Here is a 21,898-nt window from a genome sequence, read left to right on the forward strand (position 1 = left end):
GTTTTGTCCCCGGTAGTGCTCGTGGTGTAGCTTCAACAAGCACAAATCAAGGGGCTATGGCGCAGCTGGTAGCGCACCACACTGGCAGTGTGGGGGTCAGGGGTTCGAATCCCCTTAGCTCCACAGGCAGAAAACCCGCTGCGACCTCGGTCGACAGCGGGTTTTCTCGTTTGCTGGCAAGAGTGCTTGCCGGGCCAAATGTCCTAACTTTGTCCTATCGCTGTCGAGAACACAGCCGAGGCGGCGGTGAGCCGGTCATCGGTCACGCGCCCATATACGGCCATCGTCATGCGCTCGGTGTGACCGTGCCACGCGGCCACAACATCGGCGGCGACACCCGCTGCCCGCATCCGCGAGATATTGGAGTGCCGCACCTTGCCGAGCGGTATCGCTTTGAGTCCCGCCGCCTTGCGCTGGGCGGCGAACGCGCGCGAGTAGTCGCGCACCGGCAGCGGCGTGCCATCGGCGCGTGCGAGTAATAGATCAGCGTCGGTCAGAGGTCGGCCGATGGCCAGGTGCTCGCGTTGGTGGACTTTGCGCATGGCCTTGAGCATCGCCAGCTCGCGGGGCGGCAGCGGTAGATCGCGGGCTGACCGGTCTGTCTTGGTCGGCACAATGTGATCCTTGCCGTTGACGTCGACCCGAGCTTGTCGGATGCGCAGCGCGCCGGTATCTAGGTCAATGTCCTGCCAGCGCAGCCCACCGACTTCCTCGCGACGCAGCCCTAGCAGGGTCAGGGCGAAACACCCGCTGAGGCGGTGACCGGCAACGTGGTCGAGAAACGCGCCCATCTGCGCCGGGGTCCATATGTCGTCGGCAGCAGCGGCGGTGATGGCCTTCTGTTCGGGTGCGGCGAGGTCGGCGGCGGCGTCGTAGGTGACCCAACGCATCCGCTTGGCGTGCGCCATAACCGATTTGACTCGAACGATGGCCCGCCGTTTGGTGGCCGGTGCCAGTGCCTTGCCGCCCTTGCCGGTCAGCGTGGCCGACCAGTCGGCCAGGGCGGCGGGGGTCAGCTTCTGGACCGGCACCGCACCGAACGCCCGGCGTGCGTAGGCCAGCGACTCGCGGTCAGCGCGGACGGTGTTCGGGCCGATGGATGAATCGGCGGCGCGCAGCTTGAGCCAGTGATCGGCCACGTCATCGAAACTTTGGTCTGACTTGGGTGCCCATGTCGCCGCGCGCCACTGCTCGCGTTGCTCGGTAACCCAGTCCTGCGCAGCTCGTTTGGTGTCGAACACCTTGGTTGGCCGGACCTGCTTACCGGTAACGGGGTCGGTGCCGAGCGTCGGACGTGCGCGCCACCGACCGCCGGGCAGTTTCTTGATACTGCTGTCGGCACGCTCGCCGCGCGGACGGGGCTGTTCGTTCGTTGCGGTCATCGTCAGTTCTCCTGATCGGCGGGTTGCCGAAGTTCGTGGAGTTCGATCGGAGCGTCGTCCAAATAGAACGGGTCGAGCACGTACTCATCTTCACCTCGACCGTTCTCTCCCCGGCCGTGTGTGACGCGGGCAAGGACGTGCGCGGGCTCGACACCACGCAGAACGTAGACCCGCCCGCCTGCGCCATGACTGTTGCTGTAGCGGTCGGCGAACCACTGCGCAACAGCCAGCGTGCCAGTCCACGACATGTGCGCGGCTGCCCATTCGTGACGTACACCGCGGTACAGAGTGACGGGTGCGGTGGGAACTTCTAGGTGGTCCCGCGCACGATCAAACATGATCTGCCACAGTTCGTGATCATCTAGTTGGCCCTCGGGATATTCGGCTGCCGTCCAAGTGCTCTCAACTGCTACCGCGAGAAGCTGCGTGTCGAGTTGTCCGCTATCGGATAGGAATGCACCTGCATCGAACGCATCGGATAGACACCCGGGCAGATCGTTCCGGCCGGGGATAAGTCCGCCGTTGAAGTGGCGCGCGATTTGGTTCCAGCGGCGATGTGTCTGTTCGTTCGTTGCGGTCATCGTCAGTTCTCCCGGTCGGCGTCATTGGTGGCCCAGTCGCGGGGGAGGAACCCCCGACGTTTGGACTCGGCAATCCATCGGTCGAACGTGGGTTTTGTCGCGCCAAACTGTTCGGCCACCCACGTCCGCGATTCGCCGATGGTTCGGGCGGCGATGAGCAGATCGGCCACGCGGCGGTAGTGCACGTCATCGAGCTTGTGGTGCTTGCCGACGCCCGCTGGCCTGTCAGGCCGGAGTCTGATGGTGGGATCGCGCGACTCGGTCACGCCGATGAATGACCCGTCGGAACTTGCGATCCAACGGGCCGCAGCGTTGGCGAGACGTCGGACTGGCACGTTTCGGATAGTCGCCGGGCTTATCTCGGCGGGGGCGTCATGATCGGCGGGCAGCAAGTGCAGTTCCACCAGTCGCGGCGCAGTGCCGCCGACTTCCGCAATGGCTCGATATGGGTCGTCCACCTGGACGCGCACCCGGTATCGATATGGGTGACCGACTAGACGCAGCTCGATCAGCCCGTCATCCTGTCCGCGCGTGCCGCTGATGCGCCGGATGCTGCCGAGGTCTACGTCACCCTTGATCGCCCGCGATGCGGGGCCGCTATCAGAACTCATGTGCAGAACGATAGCAGAATGCCCTGGCAACTATCAGTACAAACTGACAACATGTAGGAATGACTCAGACAACCACCACACGAACGGCACCGAGTTTGGATGAATTGCGCAGCGGCCCACCGACAATCAGCGTCGAACAGGCTGCGCGATACCTCGGCGTGAGTCGCGGCTACGCCTACGGCATGGCGCGCGAAGGGCGATTGCCGACTATCCAGCTCGGCGCGAAGCGCGTTCGCGTGCCTTCTGCCGGTCTGCTCCGCCTGCTCGGCGACCGCGACCAGCTATAAGCCCGGCGGTGGCCGCGCGGTGATCGCTCGCCCGCAGCCCGGTCGCCCGGTCACCGCCGCCCAAGCTCCGAAAACGATGAACGCCGCCGGTTGACGGTGACCGGCGGCGTTCTTTCCGAGGTGAGAGGCCATACCCCCATGTGCATGACCCAACAGAATCAGGATACCGCCAATGGCTGACCACGGTGAGTTTCATTCCGGCGATGAGCAGCAACGAAACGTCGTCGCCGACAAGTTCGACGGTGACCCGCAACCGTTGCGGGCCGGGTATCTGCCGCCGTTTCCGCTCGCCGCGCTGCCGGGTCCGTATGCGTTGATGGCCGGTGCGGTGGCCGAGGCGCTACAGGTCGACACCGCCATGAGTTGCACGATGGTGCTCGGCGCACTCTCGGCAGCGTGCGGCGGCTGTGTTGAGGCCGAGGTACAGCACGACTGGCGCGAGGTAGGCGTCCTTCATTTGGTGATCGCCGTCGGGCCGAGCGAACGCAAATCGGCTGCCCAGTCACCGATTATCGCGCCGCTGCGCGCCGCCGAGACGGCCATGATCGAAGCAGTGCGACCGCGCCGCGACGAGGCCCTGGCCCGCAAGCGGATCGCCGAGCAGAAGGCTAAGAATGCCGAGCGCAACGCGTCCGCCATCAACAAGGACAAGGCCCGTCGCGGCGACGATGCAGGCGGTGAGGATCGAGTGGCCACAGCCGTTCGACTCGCCGCCGTGGCAGCGACAATCGACGTGCCCGAACTGCGGCGTCTGCTGGCCGACGACGCGACACCGGAGGCCCTGAACAGCCGCCTCGCGGCCAATCGTGGACGGTTGGCTGTGGTGTCAGCCGAGGGCGGCATGTTCGACACGCTGACCGGTCGGTACTCAAAGGGCGGCGCGAACCTCGATGGCTGGAATAAGGGCTACACGGGTGACCCGATCATCGTTGATCGCGTGGGCCGTGAAGGCGAGTCGATCGACCGCCCGGCGCTGACTGTCTGCCTGGCTGTGCAGCCATCGGTGCTGGACAAGGTGTGCGCCGATGAGCGGTTTGCCGGTACCGGCCTGCTGTCCCGGCTGTCGATCGCACAGCCGCGCTCGATGATCGGCAGCCGCGATCCTGACGCGGCGGTGCCGCTGCCCGAACACGTCACCGCCGCCTACGCCGCCGCGCTGTCCGACCTGGCCCGCCGGTTGCACGAACGCGACGGCGCACCGGTCGCGGTCAAGTTCAGCCCGGCGGCGCGTGCCGAGATCGCCGAGATTCAGCGCCGCGTCGAACGGCGGCTGGTCAACGGCGGCGATCTGAGCGGCGACCTCGAATCGTGGGGTGGCAAGCACGTCGGTCGCGTGGTCCGCATTGCGCTGCTGTGCCACATGGCCGAGCACGGTGCGACCGGCGTCGACCTGCCGATATCGCCCGAAACGGTCGTCGCTGCCCGGCATATTGGCGAGTTCTTTGCCGCTCACACCCGCGCCGCGTTCGGTATCGCCGACACCTGCGGGGTGAAGGTGTCCGACCTCGCCGCCGCTGGTGACTACCTGCGACGGTGTGAGGCGGCGATGCCGTTGGCCGCTATCCCGGTGCGGAACATCGGCAAAAGTGGTCCAAGTGTGTTGCGGCGCAAGAGCATTCGTGAACCGATACTCGACGCGCTGGCCGACTTCAACATCATCACCCGCGGCAAGGATCTTGGTCGCGAGGTGGTGTGGTTGCACCCGCTGGCGACGCTGCCGCACGGAGCGACGCTGTGGTGACCGCCGCACGGTGCCGCATGGTGCCGCACGGGTGCCGCATTGCAGGCACCGCTACTGACCTGCAAAAACACCTAGATGCCGCACGTGCCGCACGGTTTCCCGTGAATGTGCCGCACATGCGCAGGGTCTCTAGAACTACAAAATTAGACCTTTATGTATGTTTACCTGCGGTTTTGTGCTCCGAGCGGTGGCACGGCGGCGGCAAGGACGCGGCGGTGAACACCGGAAACGTCCCGAAATCGTGCGGCTCGTGCGGCACATCGGCGTTTTCGCTGCTCAGGCTGTGTGAGCGTCGTGCGGCATTACATGCGGCACCCATGCGGCACCGTGCGGCATCTGCCGGTTGCAGGCAGCGGCGGCAACCGATATCCGCAGGTGGGGCTGTGTTTTCCGGTGCCGCACTACGTGCCGCACGCGGTGCCGCACGGTCATGCGGCGGGCGGTGACCCCGTGACCTAGAACCCATGCCGCACTGCCGGGCCTCGACGGCAGCGGCGGCGACCACCGATGACCGATCCACAACACCGACTCACCGAAAACGAGGCGTGACTATGACCGAGAACCACAACACCGACACCGGGATGGCAGCGGCGATCCGGGCCGAGCTGACGACCGAGCTGCAACCGTGGGCGGCGGTGCGGGCACGGATACCGGGCAGCGATCAGGCGAAGGCGGCGGCGATGACCAACCTGTTTGAACGCCACGAGGTCACGGCGGTGAAAGTCGGCGGCCAGAACTACGTCCGATTGGCGACCGATTGGGACCGTGCCGCCGCCGCCGCTGAGATCGACCGGCACCGACAGGCCCGCCGACCGCTACCGGTGTCCCGCTGCCGGGCTCACGTGGCGGTGTGAGCGGTGTCCGTCCTTGAACCTGTCCGACCCCGAAAGGTGTGAACCATGTCCCGACCTGACCGACCCGAACCCGACGAGCGGCAACGTGCCGTCCAAGCCATCGAACTGCGAAAGACCGGCGCGACCTATCGCGCGATCGCCGCCGAGCTCGGCTACTCCGATGAGAGCGGCGCACGCAAGGCGGTGGAACGTCTGCTGTCTCGCGTCGAGCACGAGGGTGCCGCCGAGCTGCGGGCCATCGAATGCGAGCGGTTGGACGCGCTCACGGCGGCGCACTGGTCCGCAGCGATCGGCGGCAACACCGACGCCAGCATGATCGTGCTGCGGGTGATCGACCGCCGCGCGAAACTGCTCGGATTGAACGCACCGCAGCGGGTACAGGTTGCGCCAGACGAACTGTCACACGTCGACTTCGCCGAGCGGATGGCCGCGCTGATTACGGAGCTGCGGCCCGAAACATTGAGGCAGGTGTTCCCCGACGTGCCCGAGGTGCGGGCGGTGTTCGACGCAGGCCGCCAAACGGGGCCGCTCGAGACTGACGGGCCAGCCGACGGCGAATCGTCGCTCAGCGTGGCGCACAGCGGCGGAAACGACGGTTGGTCGAATATCGGCGTGCCGACGCCGGTCGAGCACGAACCCGAACCGGTCGATCTGGCCGGAATTCCGGATCACGTGCTCGCTGTTGCCGCCGCTGCCGCCACCGACGACGAGGCGGCGGCGATCCTTGCGCGCTATCGCAGGTTGGCATCGTGAGCGGCCTGCGCGACCAGCTGCGCCGCGCGCTGGCCGAACCGGTGCAGCCGCCGGTCGAGCCGGTGCAGCCGCCGGTGCCAGTCGCAGTGCAGCCGGTGCTGCCGCCGGTCGAACCCGAACCGCTGCCGCCGGGGCAGCGCCGTGTGCGCGTGACGTTGGCCGAGGTTCTGGCCGCGCGCGACGTGACCGGCGTCGGTCACGTCGGCGGGTTCGCGCGCAAGCTCACCGAAAGCAGCGACGTCGATCCGCGTCCGAGCCTCGCGCGCCGTGCCGGGTTCGACGGCGACGTGATGTTTCCGCGTCTGGACGACTGACCTGCATGGCGGCGTAATCGGCTGCGGCACAATGCGTTAACGGTGCTGCATTGTCGAAACGCCGACGCGGTGCGGTCGCCGCTGCTGTGCACCGTCGGGTGCAACGATGGCGTCATGGCAACTCTCACAAGCGACCCGGCCAGCCGGTCGGCGTCGAGCTGGTCGGCCACGCTGGCCAGTCTCAAGAGCCGCGGTGCGCCGGACACCGATCCTCGTTGCATCGAAGCTCGGCAGGGTCTGGCGTATCACCGCGCCAAGCGCGCCATTGACGCCAACGCGGGCCAGCTCAGCCCTACCGGTGTCGATCGACTGGCCGCTGATCTGCGGGCGGCGGTGGCGCGGTGATCGGCCACAAGCAGCCGCAGCCACCGCGCCGCGCCGTGTCACTGGACGAACAGCGCGACCGCCGTCGCAAGGTGCTGCCCATCGTCTACGGCGGCACGTTCGATCTGACACGCGAGGTCACCGCGATCTGTGGGCCGCTGGCCTACTCGGTATCGACGCTGGTCAGACCTGTTTCCGCACGCCGTGAGGTCGACCAGCTCGCCGACGCCGTTGCCGAGGTGGTGCACGCCGCCGCTGGTTTGGTCGGAGAATCCCGGGCCGCCGACGGCCAGACGCGCCGCCTGGCGGTGGACCTGGCCGTCCGGCCACGTCAGCCGGTCATCACCGACGACATGCTCACCAGTGGCACATGGTCGGCGGTGCTGGCTGACTACGCCGCCGAGGTGACCGCTGACCTGCGCAAACTGCTCGGCCGCGCACTGCCCCCGGGTGCCAACGAACTGCGCGGTAAACCGTCCGCGAGCGAGCGCATCGAGCGCGCGTTGCGCGAGGTCGACACCGCCGCACTGGCATTGGAGCGGCGTATCCCGAAACTCCGCGAGCGGCAAGCACTTCCAACGCTGACCGAATTCAACGCCGAGCAGGCCGGACGACGGGACGCCGAGCGCGCAGCTCGCCGCCTCGCACAGATAGGACGATGAAAAATGCCTGATCAGGACACCCAAAGCGGCGGCGGCGACAAGATGGACGACGTCACCCGACACACCGCACAGGACGCGACCGGGTTCGTGCCGCCGTATCCGTACCGGGCAGCGGACGACCAGACCGCCATCGCCGCGGATGACGTGCCGCCGCCCCCGCCCAACCTGAGCGCAGCGCCGTATCTGGGCACGTACGCACGAGGCCCGCAGTGAGCTACCGATCGCCCGAAACACCTGGTCAGTGCTAAGGGAGGCGGCGCTGAGTCGGGTGCATGGCTGTGGGCCTACCCGACTCAGCGTCACCGCTAGACCGCCCAAACCAACTACATGTAGGAGCACATCGTGACCAGGGGAATTGCCGGTCTGAGCGCCGACGCGAACCGCCGCCTTGCCACCGCCGTGCACGAGAGCGCGCACGCCTGCCTCGCTGTGGTGCAGGATCTCCGCGTTGATCGGGCCGAGCTGCTGAGCACACCCGCGCGCATCGGCCAGCAGCCACACGCCGCCGGATACGTGAAGTTCGAGCCGTACGGCTCGCTGGGCGAGCATCGCGCGCCGGTCGCACTGGCAGCCGGTGCGGCCGCTGAGATGACGTTCGACGCTGGGCGCGCCCCGTCGTTGAAGGAAGTGCTTGTGGCCTTGTCGACGCACCACACGCACGACAACGGCGAGATCGAACGCATGTCGTTCGCGCACGGGCAGAACCCCATGGGTGCGGTGCTCGACGCGTTGCCGCAGGTGAGCCGGTTGTGGGGTCCAATCTGCCGACTCTCGCTGCAGCTCGACAAACAGCGCCGGATCGAACATGCCGACGTGCTCGCCGCGCTCAGCATCCCGTCGGCGACCGACGCGCACCGGTACACCCGGGCGATCCGTGAGGGTGCCGAACCGGGCAGCCTGTACGCCGCTGGTCGGTACTACTGACGCCGCTGCGCACACCCGTTCGATGTGTCCTAACGGTGTCCTAACACTCTGAGTCACGGGCAAACACGAGTTAGACAGATCAGCACAAATCGGACCGTTTGACGTGGACGTTTAGGTATACGTTGGACGCCCGAATACAGACCAGCACAACCTGTTTCACCCTGGCAGTGTGGGGGTCAGGGGTTCGAATCCCCTTAGCTCCACGTTTGAAACCCGTTCCGACCTCGGTCGGGGCGGGTTTTGTTTTGCTGACAAGGTCGCGTTCTGTGCCGTTGTCCTACCTTTGCCCTATCGCTGTCGAAAATATGGCTGAGGTGGCGGTGAGCCGGTCGTCGGTCGGCCGTAGACAGCCTGAGTCATCCGCTCGGTGCGACCGAGCCAGGCCGCGACCACATCAGCGGCTACCCCGGCCGCATGTATACGCACGAGCCGTCTCCGCGATGTGGTAATCCAGCAGATCGCGTAGTAGAGCAACGAGATGAGGCAAGGTGAGGTGGACAGGTGGACCGTTCAAGCAGTCGTTCGTTGGCCCATATGTTCCCATTGGGACCGATCGACATAGCCCCGGAATCATTGCCGCATGTGTGCCGCACCGCCGATATACCACGTTTGACCATTGATCCACTCGCCCTCGTCAGACAACAGCAAGGCCACGATGCCGGCGACATCAGATGCCCGCCCGACTCGGGTGGTCTTGGCTGATGCGATGAACATGTCTTGGAGACCGGCGAGTTGTGGTTGGTTCTCCTGGGTCTCGCCCCACACCAGGCCCGGCATCACGCAGTTGCACCGAATACCTTCTTTGCCATAGTTGTTCGCGACGTGACGCGTCAGTTGATTCACCGCGGCCTTCGACGCGTTGTATGCCACGTGCATCGGATCGACGCCCAGAGATCCTCCCGAGGAGGTGTTGACGATGCTGCCCGCGCCGTGCGCACGAAGGTGGGGGAGGACGGCACGGATGGTGCGTACGTAGCCGAGCAGATTGACGTTGAGGGTTCGCCACCAGATGTCCAATCCGGTGTTCAGTACGGTGAGGTCGCGACCGTTGACCTCTGCCGACAAATCCGCACCGACGTTGTAAAGGCCGTCGACATGGCCGAACTCACGCAGTGTCGTGTCGACGAGGTCACTGACCGAGTGCTCGTCGGCGAAGTCGAACTCGACGGCGATGGCTCGTCCGCCCTTGGCGTTGATGGCGTCGACTGTCATCCGCGCGGCGGTGATGTTGACGTCGCCTATGGCGACGTAAGCACCCTCTACCGCAAGGCGATTGGCCGTACCGGCGCCGATGCCGGTTGCGCCACCCGCGATGATGAAGGTCTTGCCGTGCAGTCCTCGCATCAGCGTGGCTCCCTTTCGTTTCCGGTTACGTGATCGTCAGCAGTGCGACACGCCGAGGTCTACCAAGAGTTCCGTTGCTGTAACGAATTTCGACTCGTCCGACGCCAGCCAGGCGACCGCATCGGCGATGTCCTCCGCCATCACGATTTCCTGCGGTAGCAGCGGCGTGTGGAGGTTGCCGAGTCGTGGGTTCGACTCGCGGGCCAGGTTCAGCGCCTTGACCATGCCGCCTGTCGTGACCATCGGGCTTGCGACGGAGCCGGGATGCAGGCTGTTCACCCGGATGTTGTGCACCCCTAGTTCGACCGCAAAGGCTCTCGCCAGACCGGTAATCGCGTGCTTGCTTGCGGTGTAGTGAACCATGAACGCCTGAACCTTCACCGCCGCAGCGGATCCGATGAGGATGATGGAACCGCCCCGATTACCGTCGATGATGTGGTGTGCCCCGGCCATCACGGTGTTCCACGTGCCGACAACGTTGGTATCGATGGTGTCTTGGAAGTCCTGTCCGCTGATCTGATCCCATGCTGCGGGACAACAGATTCCGGCGTTGGCAACGATCGCGTCGAGTCGACCCAGTTGCGTGACGCCGTCGTCGACTGCCGCACGTAGAGCTTCTAGGTCACGAATGTCGACCGCCGCGGTGATGGCGCGGCGGCCGTTGGCAGTGACGAGCCGGGTGGTTTCATCGAGATCGGCTGGGGTCGGTGAGTCGTAAGGCACGCCGGGCGGCAGTTGTCCGGCGATGTCGGCCAGGATGAGGTCGGCGCCCTCGGCGCTCAGTCGCACGGCATGGGCTCGGCCTTGGCCGCGAGCTGCGCCAGTCACCAAGGCGACCCGTCCGCTCATTCGTGGCTCCACGCCACTAATCCCGGATGATCTTGTCGAGCGGGTTCGACCGCTCCAGCATGCCGTAGGTGTCCTCCCCGTCCCAGCGGTAACGCACACCGGCTTGTTGAAGAGCGGGGAAGATCGGCATCTCCTGCTTGAGCGCATGCATGGAGTACATGTCGTCGTCGTGGTGGATGTCGTGGGTCGAGAACACCGTCTTACCCTCGATTCGTACTGTGCCAGTGGAAGTTTCGAGCACCAGAGACACGTCTTCACCGAGCGCTTGCAACCGGGTCAACCACGGCGCCTCGATCACACGCGCGGGGATGAGCTCACCATCACCGGTGAACAGGTAGCCCTCGTTGAAGGTGGGCTGTCCGTCGGGGCGCGGCGGATAGGCGATGTATCCGAATGCCTTGCCACTGGGGAAAACCGCGGACTGCCACGTGTGGCCCCAGAATCCGGCTAATTTTCGGACACCCTGGCGGCGGATTCGCAGCCCGCTACCGGTGAAGTCCAGGCGCTCACCTCCGTCTATGGCAAGCGAACCGGAGGCACGGTAGAGCTGTTCGTAACGTGGGCCGCCCATCAGGTCGCCTTCGATCGACGTCTTGAGCCGATCGGCCGCATCCAGATGAAGTGCGCCCTGAATCCACGGCGGCACTGCCATTTTCGCTTCCACGGTGAACGCGACGTCCACCAGCGGACCGTCCTTCTTGCCGGCAAGCAAATCAGTCGTCGAGGTCTGCACGGCCTTACCGTCGTAAGTCATCGTCCATGTGTCGAACGGATTCACACAGCGAAACGCCAGACCACCCGCTCCCAGCACAGTGGGGTTCCCCTCGGGTCCTTCGGCAGGCAGAGATGGTCCGTTACTGCGCAGCCGGTATACCCGACCGTCGGGGAACGCGACGTTCACTTGAATGTCGTGATTGTCCCAATTGGCGGCAACGGCCTCAATGCCGATCCGCGGCAGACCGACTTCGCCGCGATCATCCATCGTCCAAAAACTCACCGAGTCGCGCATCTCCGGATTGTCGGGACGTGTCGCGTACACGTACTCGCGGGCCGGGTCGATGCCACCTGTCAAATCGACTGCCATTCCTAGTTCCTGACTCTCAGTGGTTCTCGTGGGTGGTCCAGCGGTGCGCGTGCTCCACGTAGTCGGCGAACCGGGGTCGGACTCGCTCGGGGTCAATACCGAACTCGATGGGGTCCGCGCGTTGACTTGGCTCTCGCTCAGCTGCGGCTCGCGTCCACCAATTCCGCATGCGCGCCTCGAACTCCGCGCTGACCGATTCGTCCAGCCATCGGTACAGCCCTTCTACTTCACCGATCGGGTCATCTTGCATCGCCCGGAAGTCGATGTCGTAGAACCGGTCTGCGGCCGGCCCGGCCCTGAAGGCCAAAACTCGATCCATACCGAGCGACCAGTGGTCGACGTTGAGCCGTCCAAGGTAAGGCTTGTCCATGTCATCGGTGAACGATCCGACGATGTCGGCATAGAGCTCGGCCACCGACAGGATGACATCGGTCGGATCGCGGTGCGTCATGACGTATTTCGCGTCGGGGAACACCGAATCCAGTTGTTCGAGCCACAACACGTGTGAAGGGCACTTCAACCGCCAGCGCCGCGTTGGCTCGCCCCACTGCAGCAGTTTCATCACCCGCCGTTGATAGGACAGTGTGGAGTGCAGATCGGCCGTCTCGACCAACCATGTCGAGTACGTCGGCATCTGCGCGAACGACTGAAAGATGTGAGAGCAGAAGCTCAGCGCCATCAACTCGTGGCACTCCATCGGCCCGTGCGTGTCGGTCGGCACGTGGTAGCGCGAACCGATCATCTCGCCCTTGTCCGGCGGGACGCGGGGATCGACGCCCTCTACGGTGGATGGTGGCGGGCAGGGCTGTGACGACTCCCAGCGGCGCAGGTACCGTACGTCGGGGTCCTGTGCGAGCAGCATCGACAGAGCGGTGGACCCGGTGCGTGGCAGCCCCAATCCGATCAGTGGCGCAGCGATCGGTTGGTCGTCGATCTCGGGGTGGCGGTGATACCAGTCCTCCACCTGTAACCGCTGACCGAGGTAGCCGATGATGCGCTGGCGGATGAATGCCTCACCGCGAGCGTTGAGCCGCGCTTCGTCGCGCAACGACGCCAGCAGGACTTCCAGACCCTCCCGATAGGTGTCGTCTCCGAAGTCGTCGAGACCTGTGTGCGCGACCGCCGCGTCCTGAATGTCCTTCAGGGTCGCCATGATCAACCCATCCACTGTCCGCCGGCGACGTCGATGGTCTGCCCGCACATGTAGCTGGCCGCGTCGGACGCCAGAAAAGCCACCATGTTGGCTGCCTCTTCGGGAAGCGAGGCGCGGCCGAGCTGGACCTGGTGGGTGATGGATTCGATGATCGCTCTGCGTCCGGCGCGTTGTTGGTCGTTCTGCGGGTCGAAGAGGTACTGCTTCATCTGTTCTTTGATCATGATGCCGGGTGCTACACAGAACACGTTCACTCCGCGCGGCGCGACTTCGTGGGCGAGGTTGCGCGTGAAGCCGATGACTCCAGACTTGCACGCGTTGTAGGCGGTTAGGCCACGCTGTTGGACTCGTCCACCGACCGAGCCGATGTTGATGATCTTTCCCGAACCTTGCGCAAGCAGGTACTCCAGGGCGGCATGCGCGCCATACATCATCATGGTGAGGCTGCCGAGCACCGTGAGGTCGATCTGATCCTTGGTCTGCGTTTCGAACGGGCCGGCTGCGACCATGACCGGGTTGTTGATCATGATGTCCAGCCCGCCGAGGTTTTTGTGGGCTTCGCGGACCGCCCGGTGTATCTGATCCCAGTCGGACATGTCCGCCTGGACCGGGATAGTGCGCACTCCCCAGCGCGCCGCAATCTCGGCTGCGCGGCGTTCCAGCGGCTCCAGGGTTCGACCGACCAGGGCGATGTCTGCGCCCAGGCCTGCCAATCGGTTGGCGATCGCGTGGCCGAGGCCGTCGCCACCGGCTCCGGTGCAGAACGCCTTCTGGCCCGTGAGATCCATCAAGTCGGTGACCCGCTTGTCGACGATGTGCGTCGGCAGCCGATCCAGATTGAGTGCCCGTATGGCCGCCTCGTCGTCATTCGGCATCGTCATCGATGCTCCTCACCTGTCGTCTCGGCACTGAATAGCCTGCTCGGCATGGGCATTCTCTGTGCCGTCTTGCTCGTCGGTGGCGACACTATGGCGGCCAGAGGTCAGGACGGTAATACCGATTTCGTGGTCCAGCCATGCCGATATTGGATGCCTGGTATAGCTGAACAACGATGGATACGCACCGACTGAAGTACTTCCTGCGCGTCGCCGAAGAAGGCTCGATTACCCGCGCGGCGAGCCTGTTGGGAATCGCGCAACCGGCACTGAGTCGCCAGGTGCAGCTGCTCGAAGAGGACTTAGGTGTCACGCTATTCCACCGGACTCGGCGGGGCGTTCAGCTGACCGAGGAAGGCGAACGATTGCGGTCGTCGACGGCCGCTCCGTTGCGCCAACTGGAGCTCGCCGTGCGGTACGTCGGATCCCCGCTGGCGCGGCTCGAGCGCGGCATTCTGCTCGGGCTACCCGAGACCGCAATCGGAGTCTTGGCGGCGCCGCTCATAGCAAGCCTGAACACCGTGTTTCCCGGTGCGACTTTTTCTGTGGCAGTCGGGAGTACGGATCAATTGGTCGAGGCGATGTTGAAGGGTTCGGTCGATGTCGCCGTGATCAATCCGGTTCCCGACGACCGTGTGTTCTTCCGCGAACTCCTCGTGGAGCACCTCGTACTCGTTGGAGGTCGGCAGTCGGGCATGGAGCCGAGCCGCGAGATCACATTCGCCGAGCTCGTCGAGTTGCCGCTCGTGATACCGCGATCACCGACCGGCGTTGGTAACTCGCTCGAGAATGCAGCACTACGAATGAAGGTCGCTATCGGCTACCGAACTACGACTGACTCCCTGCAAGTTGTCAAGAGTCTCGTCGAGGCGGGTCTTGCGTACGCGGTACTGCCGCTCTCCGCGGTTGGACGTGAGCTCGAAGATGGCCGAATGCGCTACTCGCCCATCGCTGAACCCTCCCTCAGTCAACATCTCGGCGTTGCGGCGACCGCACAGTTGGATCTCCCACGACAGTTCGTGGCCAAGGTCGGCGACACGATCCGAGAAGAGACCGCCCGATTGATCAAGTCCGGGCGCTGGCCGGCCCAGCTCCTGTCGACAGAGCCGTGGAACCCGAGCTTCGCTTAGCTATCCGGTGGCGTTCGGTCGACCACAATTCTGACGACAACGCTGACGACCGTTGCACGCGAAACCACCTCTATAACAGTGTATTTCGCCTACTCGTCGCATTCACTCGCTCCTGGCAGTGTGGGGGTCAGGGGTTCGAATCCCCTTAGCTCCACGTTTGAAAGCCCGCTCCGATTTTGAATGTCCATGCAGCACAGGCAGTGTCGTCGACCGGCGCAGGTGCTTGTCGACGGGGCTGCGTTCTTTAGTGCGGCAGTTGCCGGTGCCCAGCCTCCTCCGCCTCGATTCTGGCTCGCCGGACGAAACAATCAACCGCCAGGTTGTGGCCGACTACTGCGGACCACAACCTGGCGGTTGAGTTTCGTGAGCGGCCGCTAGTGCGTGTGCGGTGCGGTCAGGTCGTAGTAGGTCACCCCGTCGACAGTGGCGGCAGTGAAGTTCTGCTTCACCCAGTCGGCGATCTTGGTGCCCTCGGTCTGCTCTTTGGCACCACCGGCCTGCGGCCCCTCGGCGTCGCCGAACGGCGGCCGGTCTCCCGGGCCGCGGGACACGATGTAGTAGTGGATCTTTCCATCGGCGACGTACTGCCGGAACTGGGCCAGCGTCGGTGACGGGTCGCTGCCCATGAAGCCACCCACGGGCATCACGGGATCACCCGTGGCCAACTGGTAGTTGGCGGCATCGTTGGACCCGTTGGTGGCCGCCGCCCAGATGTAGTTGCTGCCATTGGCTTTCAGCAACTGCACCAGGTGATCGCTCGGCGTCTTGTCGAATCCCGGAGGACCGCCGGGGAAGTGCTGGTCGCCGACAGGCGGGCCGGCGGTGATGATGCCGCCGGTGTGCGGAGTCGCGATGGTCTGCACGCTGTACGCGAGCGGGCCGGCCACCGCCGCTGCGGTCGCCAACATGGCCGCGGCCAGAACGACCCGCCGCGACAACGATTCCCGCAGCACCTGAAGCGCCAGTAACGCTGCTGTCACCACTCCGACCACCAGCACTGTCCACCGTAACCAGGGCACGAAATCGGCTGTGCGGCTGAGCAATACCCATGACCACACTGCAGTGAGTGCAACCGTCGTAGCCAGTGTCAGGCCAACCCACTTGATAGACCGGTGCTGCCACAGCTGCGTCACGCCGATGCCCACCAACGCAGCGATCGCCGGCGACAGAGCCACCGTGTAGTAGTCGTGGTAGATGCCCGACATGAAGCTGAAGACGATGCCGCTGCCGAGTAACCAGCCACCCCACACCAGGTACTGGGCGCGCTGCGCATCGGTTCGGGAAGCTCGCCCGCGCAAGATGATTCCGACGACGAGCACGACCAGAGCGGTGGGTAGCAACCAGGAGATCTGGGCGCCCGATTCGCCCGTGAACAGCCGGGCCCACCCGGCCTCGGTTCCGAACGCGAACCCATGGCCACCGGGAGGGACGCCGTGGCCGCCCTGCGGAAATCCCGGTGCGCCAGGGCCACCCGGTGACATCGGGAAGCCACCCTCGCCACCTTTGCCGCCGGTGAGGCGGGACAGTCCGTTGTACGCGAAGGTCAGGTTCAGAAAGCTGTTGTCCGTGGAGCCGCCGACATAGGGACGGTCGGCCGCCGGCACGAATGTCACCAGAGCGACCCACCATCCGGCTGCGGCGATCATCGACACCAGCGCCGCGATCAGCTGCACCAGCCGGGTCCGCAGACGGGTAGGACCGGCGATCAGATAGGTCAGTCCCAGGCCGGGAACTACCAGCATCACCTGCATTTGCTTTGTCAGGAAACCGAATCCGACGAATACACCGCACAGCACCAACCATCGGGTTCGGCCATCCTCAACGGCGCGCATCAATGCCCAGACTGCGGCGACCATCAACAACGCCAGCAGTGCATCGGGGTTGTCGTAGCGGAACATGAGTGTGGCCACCGGCGTCAACGCCAGTGCCGCACCGGCGATCAGGCCCGCCGCGGCACCGAATTGGCGCCGCACGATGGCGTACAGCAAAGCCACTGATGCGACGCCCAGCAGCACTTGTGGCGCCAAGAGGGACCAGGTGTTGACCCCGAAGATCCGGGCGGACAGCTCCATCGGCCACAGTGAGGCAGGTGGCTTGTCGACCGTGATCGAGTTCGCCGCATCGGACGAGCCGAAGAGGAAAGCCTTCCAGCTCTTGGTGCCGGCCTGCACCGCTGCCGCATAGAAGGCGTTCGCCCAACCCATTTTCCCGAGTGTGGCGATCCAACTCACCGCAGTCGCCACCAGCAGCCCGGCGAGTGCGGGGCGCGTCCAGCGCGGGTCCGAAGTGGCCGGCGTCGAATCAGCTTCGTCCGGTCGACTGGACACAGATGCGGTCATGGTGTGGAGCATGCCTCTCATGATCTGGGGGCCAACTGGGCCCCCCGTGAGTGAAGGCTCTGTGCAGGCTATGAATTGAGGGCGGCCGTGGGCAACGTCACGGTGAAGGTGGGCCCCTGTGCGCCGTTGGCAGCCACGATGGTGCCACCGTGAGCTTTGACAACCGCGTGGGCGATGGCCAGGCCCAGGCCCGTGCTGCCCGCCGCGCGCGACCGTGATTCGTCACCGCGGGCGAAGCGTTCGAAAATTTCGGGTAGCACGTCGGCCGCGATGCCGGGCCCGTCATCGGTTACCGACAGCACCACGGAATTGTCGGGGTTACAGACAAGGGCAGTAACGACCTTGGTCCCCGGTGGTGTGTGCGTCCGGGCGTTGGCCAGCAGGTTGGACAGCACCTGCTGCAGTCGCTGTCGGTCGCCGTTGATCGACACCGGCTGGTCGGGCAGATCCAACGTCCAACGGTGACCAGGGGCGGCGATGTGCGCGTCGCTGACCGCGTCGATCACCATCTGGGACAGATCGACGTCCTCGTGCTCCAGGGGGCGGCCGGCATCGAGGCGAGCGAGCAGCAGCATGTCCTCGACCAGCTGATGCATCCGGCCCGATTCGGAGTGCACCCGGGTCAGCGCATACCCCAAGTCCTCTCGGGTTGAATAGTCGACGTCATCGGGGATACCGGAGATCAGCCGCCGGGCCACCGACGCGTAGCCCTGGATCGACGTCAGTGGCGTACGCAGTTCGTGGCTGGCGTCGGCGACGAACTGGCGCACCCGGGTTTCGCTGGCATGCCTGGCTGCGAGCCCTCCGGCGACGGAGTCGACCATGTGGTTCAGGGCGGTGCCCAGCCGACCGACCTCGGTGTGTGCGACGTCGGCGGCCACTGGCTCGATCGGCGTGGGCAGCCGGACGTCGCCCTGGTGCAGTGGCAGTCCCGCAACATGTTGTGCCGCAACGGACATCCGCGACAACGGAGCGAGTTCGCGACGGATCATCACCGAGCCCGCGGTGATTGCGCCCAGCAGCGCCAGCAGGGAAAATCCACCGATCATCCAGCTGACCGAGTCCATGGTGTGCATCATGGGTGTCAGCGGGAGTCCGGAGACCACCACCTTGTCTTGTGCTGACTGTGCGATCACCCGATAGGGGCCGACACCGTCGAGGTCGATGCTCACGGTATGTCCTTGCGGGACAGCGGATAGCTGAGCGATGGCGGCCTGGTTGAGCTGCTGCCGATCGCCGCTGGTGAGGATGACGGAGGCCTCGGTGGGGTGCGGCGGGGCGACGATGGCCCCGAGGGTCCCGGCAGACTGGCCGGGGCCGTCGAGAAACGTCGGTCCGGGCCCGGCGAATCGAAGGAACGGTGGGGGACCCAATTCGAAGAATGTCAGAGATCGCGATTGGGTGTCGAAGACCTGATCGTCGAGTTGATCGATCAGGAAGTGCCGCAAGGAGATCAGTGTGCCGGCGGCCACCGCGATGCACAGGCCGGTGCCGAGCATCGCGACAGCGCCGATCAGTCGGGCCCGGAGGCTCCAGGTCCGCGGTCCGAATCTACTGCGGTTTGAGGACATAGCCGACACCGCGCACGGTGTGGATCATCGGGGTGCGATCCGCGTCGATCTTCTTGCGGAGGTAGGAGATGTACAGCTCCACCACATTCGAGCGTCCCTCGAAGTCGTAGTCCCAGACACTGTGCAAGATCTGGGCTTTGGTGAGGACCCGTCGTGGGTTGGCCATCATCAGTCGCAGCACTTCGTATTCGGTTGCGGTCAGCTTGATCTCTGATCCGCTTCGGGTGACTTCGCGGCTGTCCTCGTCGAGTACCAGGTCTCCGACAACGAGTTGGGAGTTGTTGGCGACGACACCGCTGCCCGATCGGCGGACCAGTGAGCGCAGCCGCAGCACCATCTCCTCGACGTTGAACGGCTTGGTCAGGTAATCGTCGCCGCCGGCCGACAGTCCGGCGATCCGGTCCTCGACGGTGTCTTTCGCGGTGAGCAGCAGCACCGGCAGATCGGGGCGGATCCGATGCAGTTCGGCCAGTACGTCGAGCCCGCTCATGTCAGGCAGCATGACATCGAGCACCACGACGTCCGGCCTGTCGGTGGTGGCTTTGCTGATCGCGGTCCCACCGTCGTGCGCGGTGCTGACCTTCCAGCCCTCGTATCGCAGGACCATCGATACCAAGTCGCTGAGTGCGGCTTCGTCGTCGACGACGAGCACCTCGATCGGGCTGCCGTCGGCATGGGTCATCGGTTCGGGAGCCGACGCCGACGTCCGACGCACAGCCGCATTCGCGTCATTCACAGCTTCATTGTGGCGAATCGGACTAGCGGCGCTCTGTGGTTTCACTATGCGTAGTCTATGGATTGGCACATTTGCGCTGGTAGATGTGAGTTTTTCGGGGCGAATGAGGTTCCCGCGGTGGTTTGAGCCCATAATTCGGGGCGTTTTCGGCTGTGGCCACTACGGTGCTGGCATGGTGAATTTCGCACTGCGGTCCTGCGGATTGCACGGTCATGCCACGTTCGCCCCCGACGAACCCGAGCTGCGGGCCCGCTTGTTCGTCGATACGCCGGTGGGTGAGGCGTGGCGCTGCCTGCGGTGCGAGGCATTCGTCGTCGGCCCGCCGGCTGGAAGTGGACCGGCCGAGTCCGCCCCGGAGGTGCCGCGCGGCCGGCTGTTACGCGACCGGTTTTTGATGCGCGCACTGGCGGTCGAGCGCGTGATCCGGGCGCTGGTGCTGTCGCTGGTCGGCGCCGGCGTATTGCACGTGCGGGCCCGCCGCTCACATCTGCAGGACATGTTCCACCAGGATCTGCCGCTGCTGCGCCCGCTGGCCGACCAGATCGGCTGGAACATGGACAGCTCCCGGATCATCCAGCACATCCACGAGGCCTTCACCTTGTCGCCCACCACGATGCTGTGGATCGCGGTGGGCATCTTCGCCTATGCACTCATCGAGTTGGTCGAGGCGGTCGGCCTCTGGGGAATGTGGCGGTGGGGTGAGTACTTCGCGGTCGTCGCCACCAGTGTCTTCTTGCCGCTGGAATTCTACGAACTGACCGAGAAGGTGACGACGCTGCGACTGGGTGCATTCCTGATCAACGTCGCCGCCGTGGTCTGGCTCTTGTGGAGCAAACGGCTCTTCGGACTCAACGGCGGCGGCAAGGCGTACGAAGAGGAGCATCACACCGAAAGTCTGCTGAGCGTCGAACGTGCCGGGCTGGCTACGGCCGAGAACTGACCTGCTCCCGAACTCGCTCGCGCAGTTTCTGTTTGGCGATCTTGCCATTGGTGGTCAGCGGCAGTGCATCAGTAAACAGTACGTGCCTGGGCCGTTTGAAGGCGGTGAGGCGGGCGCGGACGTAGCCGATGAGTTCCTCGGCGTCGGGCTGGGCGCCGGCCCGGGGAACTACCACCGCGCAGATGGCCTCTCCCCAGTAGTCGTCTGGAACACCCACCACCGCAACCTGATCCACCAGCGGGTGAGTGGACAACACATCTTCGACCTCGCGGGAAGAGACGTTCTCACCACCGGTGATGATGATGTCTTTGAGACGGTCGAACACCAGCAGGCGCCCGGCGTCATCGATGCGACCGACATCACCGGTGTGCAGCCACCCGTCTTCGGTCGCCGGCCGGTCCGGCCAGTATCCGGCCGCGACTTGTGTACCGCGAACCAGGATTTCGCCGTTCGCCCCGATCCGGATCTCGACGTCGTCGTGTGGGCGACCGGCGGTAGCCAGTGCCGCGGTATCGCCGGCAGCGCCGGCGCGGTGCTCGTCGGGCCCGAGAAAGGTGACGTTGCCTCCGGTTTCGGTCATCCCGTAACCCTGGTGGAAGCCGACATCGAGTCGATCCAGAGCGCGCCGCAGCAGGCCCGCCGGGATGGCCGATGAGCCGTAGGCGATGTCGCGCAACGACGGCAGGTCGACTCCGGTGTCGTCGAGATAGGCCAGCAGGCTGTGCAACATGGTCGGCGCGAGTGAGCACGATGTCACACCGTGAGCGTTGACGGCTGCGGCGAAGGCATCAGGGCGGAATGTGGCCACCGGCAATACCGTGGACGCCGTGGCATGTTGCACCAGCATGTTGTATCCGGCGATGTGGCACATCGGAAACGGCAACAGATACACGCCACCGGCGCGCACCGATCGGCCCGCGATGGTGCCGTGTACCGCGGCGGTGATGGATCGGTGGGTGTGCACCACTGCTTTGGGGACCCCGGTGGATCCGCTGGTGAACAGCATCCAGGCGGGGTCATCGGGGTGCGGGGGAGCGACGGTCGGTGAATCATTTTGTGCGGCAGTCCATTGCGGATCCTGGAATGAAACGGTCGGCTGACCGTCCAGCTCCGCCAGGTAGCGCGCATCGCCGACGACCAGTGTCGGCGTCACCGTGTCCAGTTGCGCTAGCTGTTCGGCCGCCGCCAGCCGTTGGTTGATCAAGACCAGGAGTCGTCCGGCCCGTGGCACGCCGTAGTAGAGCCGGGCGTAGTCGATGCTGTTGTCGGCGATCACTGCCACCCGGTCGGCGCGTTCGGTGCGAGACGCCACCCAGGCTGCGGTGCTGTGCACCAATAGCTCGAAGGCTGCGAACGTTGTCACGGTGCCGTCCTCGGCGATGATTGCGGCGCGGTCGGGCGCGGCAGATGCTGCGGCAGTGATCAATTCATGAATGAGCGGCAT

23 protein-coding genes and 1 tRNA gene are annotated in these 21,898 nt (G+C 64.9%); 12 read left to right on the plus strand and 12 right to left on the minus strand.

Features of this window, described 5'->3' with window-relative positions; genetic code table 11:
- Positions 1–50: 50 nt before the first annotated feature.
- Positions 51–123 (plus strand) — tRNA-Ala (locus tag ABIA30_RS21160).
- Between the two features lie 80 nt (positions 124–203).
- Here ABIA30_RS21160 and ABIA30_RS21165 read toward each other — a convergent pair.
- Genes ABIA30_RS21165 through ABIA30_RS21175 form a run of 3 tightly spaced genes read right to left on the minus strand, consistent with a single transcriptional unit; the run spans position 204 to position 2,574 of the window.
- Entirely contained in the window at positions 204–1,382 is a 1,179-nt protein-coding gene (locus tag ABIA30_RS21165; RefSeq protein ID WP_370068974.1) for a tyrosine-type recombinase/integrase, read from the minus strand.
- A gap of 2 nt (positions 1,383–1,384) precedes the next feature.
- Positions 1,385–1,963, minus strand: coding sequence for a hypothetical protein (locus ABIA30_RS21170; protein ID WP_370068976.1), 579 nt, complete (start codon positions 1,961–1,963; stop codon positions 1,385–1,387).
- A gap of 2 nt (positions 1,964–1,965) precedes the next feature.
- Entirely contained in the window at positions 1,966–2,574 is a 609-nt protein-coding gene (locus ABIA30_RS21175; protein WP_370068978.1) for a hypothetical protein, read from the minus strand.
- A gap of 59 nt (positions 2,575–2,633) precedes the next feature.
- Here ABIA30_RS21175 and ABIA30_RS21180 point away from each other — a divergent pair, with 59 nt between their 5' ends.
- From ABIA30_RS21180 to ABIA30_RS21220, 9 genes are all read left to right on the plus strand, one after another.
- On the plus strand, positions 2,634–2,861 hold the full coding sequence (locus ABIA30_RS21180) for a helix-turn-helix domain-containing protein (RefSeq protein ID WP_370068980.1): 228 nt from the start codon (positions 2,634–2,636) through the stop codon (positions 2,859–2,861).
- Between the two features lie 172 nt (positions 2,862–3,033).
- Complete coding sequence (locus tag ABIA30_RS21185; RefSeq protein ID WP_370068982.1) at positions 3,034–4,602, plus strand: YfjI family protein; 1,569 nt, start codon at positions 3,034–3,036, stop codon at positions 4,600–4,602.
- A gap of 551 nt (positions 4,603–5,153) precedes the next feature.
- Positions 5,154–5,456, plus strand: coding sequence for a hypothetical protein (locus ABIA30_RS21190; RefSeq protein WP_370068984.1), 303 nt, complete (start codon positions 5,154–5,156; stop codon positions 5,454–5,456).
- 45 nt (positions 5,457–5,501) lie between these two features.
- On the plus strand, positions 5,502–6,209 hold the full coding sequence (locus ABIA30_RS21195; RefSeq protein ID WP_370068986.1) for a helix-turn-helix domain-containing protein: 708 nt from the start codon (positions 5,502–5,504) through the stop codon (positions 6,207–6,209).
- Complete coding sequence (locus ABIA30_RS21200; protein WP_370068988.1) at positions 6,206–6,523, plus strand: hypothetical protein; 318 nt, start codon at positions 6,206–6,208, stop codon at positions 6,521–6,523. Before ABIA30_RS21195 ends, ABIA30_RS21200 begins: the two co-directional genes overlap by 4 nt.
- A 114-nt stretch (positions 6,524–6,637) precedes the next feature.
- Complete coding sequence (locus ABIA30_RS21205; protein WP_370068990.1) at positions 6,638–6,868, plus strand: hypothetical protein; 231 nt, start codon at positions 6,638–6,640, stop codon at positions 6,866–6,868.
- Positions 6,865–7,509 carry a hypothetical protein gene (locus ABIA30_RS21210; RefSeq protein ID WP_370068991.1) on the plus strand — a complete coding sequence of 215 codons (645 nt, stop codon included), beginning with the start codon at positions 6,865–6,867 and terminating at the stop codon, positions 7,507–7,509. Before ABIA30_RS21205 ends, ABIA30_RS21210 begins: the two co-directional genes overlap by 4 nt.
- Before the next feature lie 3 nt (positions 7,510–7,512).
- Positions 7,513–7,722, plus strand: coding sequence for a hypothetical protein (locus ABIA30_RS21215; RefSeq protein WP_370068993.1), 210 nt, complete (start codon positions 7,513–7,515; stop codon positions 7,720–7,722).
- A gap of 129 nt (positions 7,723–7,851) precedes the next feature.
- Positions 7,852–8,433, plus strand: coding sequence for a hypothetical protein (locus ABIA30_RS21220; RefSeq protein ID WP_370068995.1), 582 nt, complete (start codon positions 7,852–7,854; stop codon positions 8,431–8,433).
- A 570-nt stretch (positions 8,434–9,003) separates the two neighbouring features.
- On the opposite strand, the gene ABIA30_RS21225 is transcribed toward ABIA30_RS21220, so the two are convergent.
- The 5 genes from ABIA30_RS21225 to ABIA30_RS21245 are packed head-to-tail and all read right to left on the minus strand — an operon-like array spanning position 9,004 to position 13,744.
- The gene (locus tag ABIA30_RS21225; RefSeq protein WP_370068997.1) at positions 9,004–9,777 is read right to left on the minus strand and encodes an SDR family NAD(P)-dependent oxidoreductase; all 774 of its coding nucleotides are present in this window, start codon (positions 9,775–9,777) and stop codon (positions 9,004–9,006) included.
- A gap of 36 nt (positions 9,778–9,813) precedes the next feature.
- Positions 9,814–10,626: a mycofactocin-coupled SDR family oxidoreductase gene (locus ABIA30_RS21230; protein WP_370068999.1), complete on the minus strand. Its 813-nt coding sequence runs from the start codon at positions 10,624–10,626 to the stop codon at positions 9,814–9,816.
- A gap of 16 nt (positions 10,627–10,642) precedes the next feature.
- Positions 10,643–11,710 carry a hypothetical protein gene (locus tag ABIA30_RS21235; protein WP_370069001.1) on the minus strand — a complete coding sequence of 356 codons (1,068 nt, stop codon included), beginning with the start codon at positions 11,708–11,710 and terminating at the stop codon, positions 10,643–10,645.
- A gap of 16 nt (positions 11,711–11,726) precedes the next feature.
- Positions 11,727–12,863 carry a sulfotransferase gene (locus tag ABIA30_RS21240; protein WP_370069003.1) on the minus strand — a complete coding sequence of 379 codons (1,137 nt, stop codon included), beginning with the start codon at positions 12,861–12,863 and terminating at the stop codon, positions 11,727–11,729.
- 2 nt (positions 12,864–12,865) lie between these two features.
- Positions 12,866–13,744: an SDR family NAD(P)-dependent oxidoreductase gene (locus ABIA30_RS21245; protein ID WP_370069005.1), complete on the minus strand. Its 879-nt coding sequence runs from the start codon at positions 13,742–13,744 to the stop codon at positions 12,866–12,868.
- A gap of 170 nt (positions 13,745–13,914) precedes the next feature.
- On the opposite strand from ABIA30_RS21245, the gene ABIA30_RS21250 reads away from it, so the two are divergent.
- Positions 13,915–14,868, plus strand: a complete 954-nt coding sequence (locus ABIA30_RS21250) for a LysR family transcriptional regulator (protein ID WP_370069007.1) — start codon at positions 13,915–13,917, stop codon at positions 14,866–14,868.
- Positions 14,869–15,242: 374 nt separating this feature from the next.
- Here ABIA30_RS21250 and ABIA30_RS21255 read toward each other — a convergent pair whose 3' ends face one another.
- The 3 genes from ABIA30_RS21255 to ABIA30_RS21265 all read right to left on the minus strand — a co-directional run bounded on the left by ABIA30_RS21255 (position 15,243) and on the right by ABIA30_RS21265 (position 19,460).
- Positions 15,243–17,207, minus strand: coding sequence for an ArnT family glycosyltransferase (locus ABIA30_RS21255; protein WP_370069009.1), 1,965 nt, complete (start codon positions 17,205–17,207; stop codon positions 15,243–15,245).
- A gap of 68 nt (positions 17,208–17,275) precedes the next feature.
- Positions 17,276–18,778, minus strand: coding sequence for a sensor histidine kinase (locus ABIA30_RS21260; protein WP_370069011.1), 1,503 nt, complete (start codon positions 18,776–18,778; stop codon positions 17,276–17,278).
- Positions 18,759–19,460 carry a response regulator transcription factor gene (locus tag ABIA30_RS21265; RefSeq protein ID WP_370069074.1) on the minus strand — a complete coding sequence of 234 codons (702 nt, stop codon included), beginning with the start codon at positions 19,458–19,460 and terminating at the stop codon, positions 18,759–18,761. The genes ABIA30_RS21260 and ABIA30_RS21265 overlap by 20 nt, the downstream gene beginning before the upstream one ends.
- Positions 19,461–19,686: 226 nt before the next feature.
- Between ABIA30_RS21265 and ABIA30_RS21270 the strand changes: the two genes are divergently transcribed.
- Positions 19,687–20,454 (plus strand): DUF2127 domain-containing protein, encoded by a 768-nt coding sequence (locus tag ABIA30_RS21270; protein ID WP_370069013.1) that lies wholly within the window; start codon positions 19,687–19,689, stop codon positions 20,452–20,454.
- Here ABIA30_RS21270 and ABIA30_RS21275 read toward each other — a convergent pair.
- Entirely contained in the window at positions 20,438–21,898 is a 1,461-nt protein-coding gene (locus tag ABIA30_RS21275; protein ID WP_370069015.1) for an AMP-binding protein, read from the minus strand. The genes ABIA30_RS21270 and ABIA30_RS21275 overlap by 17 nt on opposite strands.

The organism is Mycobacterium sp. MAA66 (assembly GCF_041261665.1).
In the GTDB taxonomy this organism is placed as follows: Bacteria; Actinomycetota; Actinomycetes; order Mycobacteriales; family Mycobacteriaceae; genus Mycobacterium.

Bases quoted from the DNA above. Each gene is read 5' to 3' on its own strand.
- ABIA30_RS21165 (WP_370068974.1), bottom strand. From the start codon at position 1,382: ATGACCGCAACGAACGAACAGCCCCGTCCGCGCGGCGAGCGTGCCGAC.
- ABIA30_RS21170 (WP_370068976.1), bottom strand. From the start codon at position 1,963: ATGACCGCAACGAACGAACAGACACATCGCCGCTGGAACCAAATCGCG.
- ABIA30_RS21175 (WP_370068978.1), bottom strand. From the start codon at position 2,574: ATGAGTTCTGATAGCGGCCCCGCATCGCGGGCGATCAAGGGTGACGTA.
- ABIA30_RS21180 (WP_370068980.1), top strand. From the start codon at position 2,634: ATGACTCAGACAACCACCACACGAACGGCACCGAGTTTGGATGAATTG.
- ABIA30_RS21185 (WP_370068982.1), top strand. From the start codon at position 3,034: ATGGCTGACCACGGTGAGTTTCATTCCGGCGATGAGCAGCAACGAAAC.
- ABIA30_RS21190 (WP_370068984.1), top strand. From the start codon at position 5,154: ATGACCGAGAACCACAACACCGACACCGGGATGGCAGCGGCGATCCGG.
- ABIA30_RS21195 (WP_370068986.1), top strand. From the start codon at position 5,502: ATGTCCCGACCTGACCGACCCGAACCCGACGAGCGGCAACGTGCCGTC.
- ABIA30_RS21205 (WP_370068990.1), top strand. From the start codon at position 6,638: ATGGCAACTCTCACAAGCGACCCGGCCAGCCGGTCGGCGTCGAGCTGG.
- ABIA30_RS21215 (WP_370068993.1), top strand. From the start codon at position 7,513: ATGCCTGATCAGGACACCCAAAGCGGCGGCGGCGACAAGATGGACGAC.
- ABIA30_RS21225 (WP_370068997.1), bottom strand. From the start codon at position 9,777: ATGCGAGGACTGCACGGCAAGACCTTCATCATCGCGGGTGGCGCAACC.
- ABIA30_RS21230 (WP_370068999.1), bottom strand. From the start codon at position 10,626: ATGAGCGGACGGGTCGCCTTGGTGACTGGCGCAGCTCGCGGCCAAGGC.
- ABIA30_RS21235 (WP_370069001.1), bottom strand. From the start codon at position 11,710: ATGGCAGTCGATTTGACAGGTGGCATCGACCCGGCCCGCGAGTACGTG.
- ABIA30_RS21240 (WP_370069003.1), bottom strand. From the start codon at position 12,863: ATGGCGACCCTGAAGGACATTCAGGACGCGGCGGTCGCGCACACAGGT.
- ABIA30_RS21245 (WP_370069005.1), bottom strand. From the start codon at position 13,744: ATGACGATGCCGAATGACGACGAGGCGGCCATACGGGCACTCAATCTG.
- ABIA30_RS21250 (WP_370069007.1), top strand. From the start codon at position 13,915: ATGGATACGCACCGACTGAAGTACTTCCTGCGCGTCGCCGAAGAAGGC.
- ABIA30_RS21255 (WP_370069009.1), bottom strand. From the start codon at position 17,207: ATGACCGCATCTGTGTCCAGTCGACCGGACGAAGCTGATTCGACGCCG.
- ABIA30_RS21260 (WP_370069011.1), bottom strand. From the start codon at position 18,778: ATGTCCTCAAACCGCAGTAGATTCGGACCGCGGACCTGGAGCCTCCGG.
- ABIA30_RS21265 (WP_370069074.1), bottom strand. From the start codon at position 19,460: ATGACCCATGCCGACGGCAGCCCGATCGAGGTGCTCGTCGTCGACGAC.
- ABIA30_RS21270 (WP_370069013.1), top strand. From the start codon at position 19,687: ATGGTGAATTTCGCACTGCGGTCCTGCGGATTGCACGGTCATGCCACG.
- ABIA30_RS21275 (WP_370069015.1), bottom strand. From the start codon at position 21,898: ATGCCGCTCATTCATGAATTGATCACTGCCGCAGCATCTGCCGCGCCC.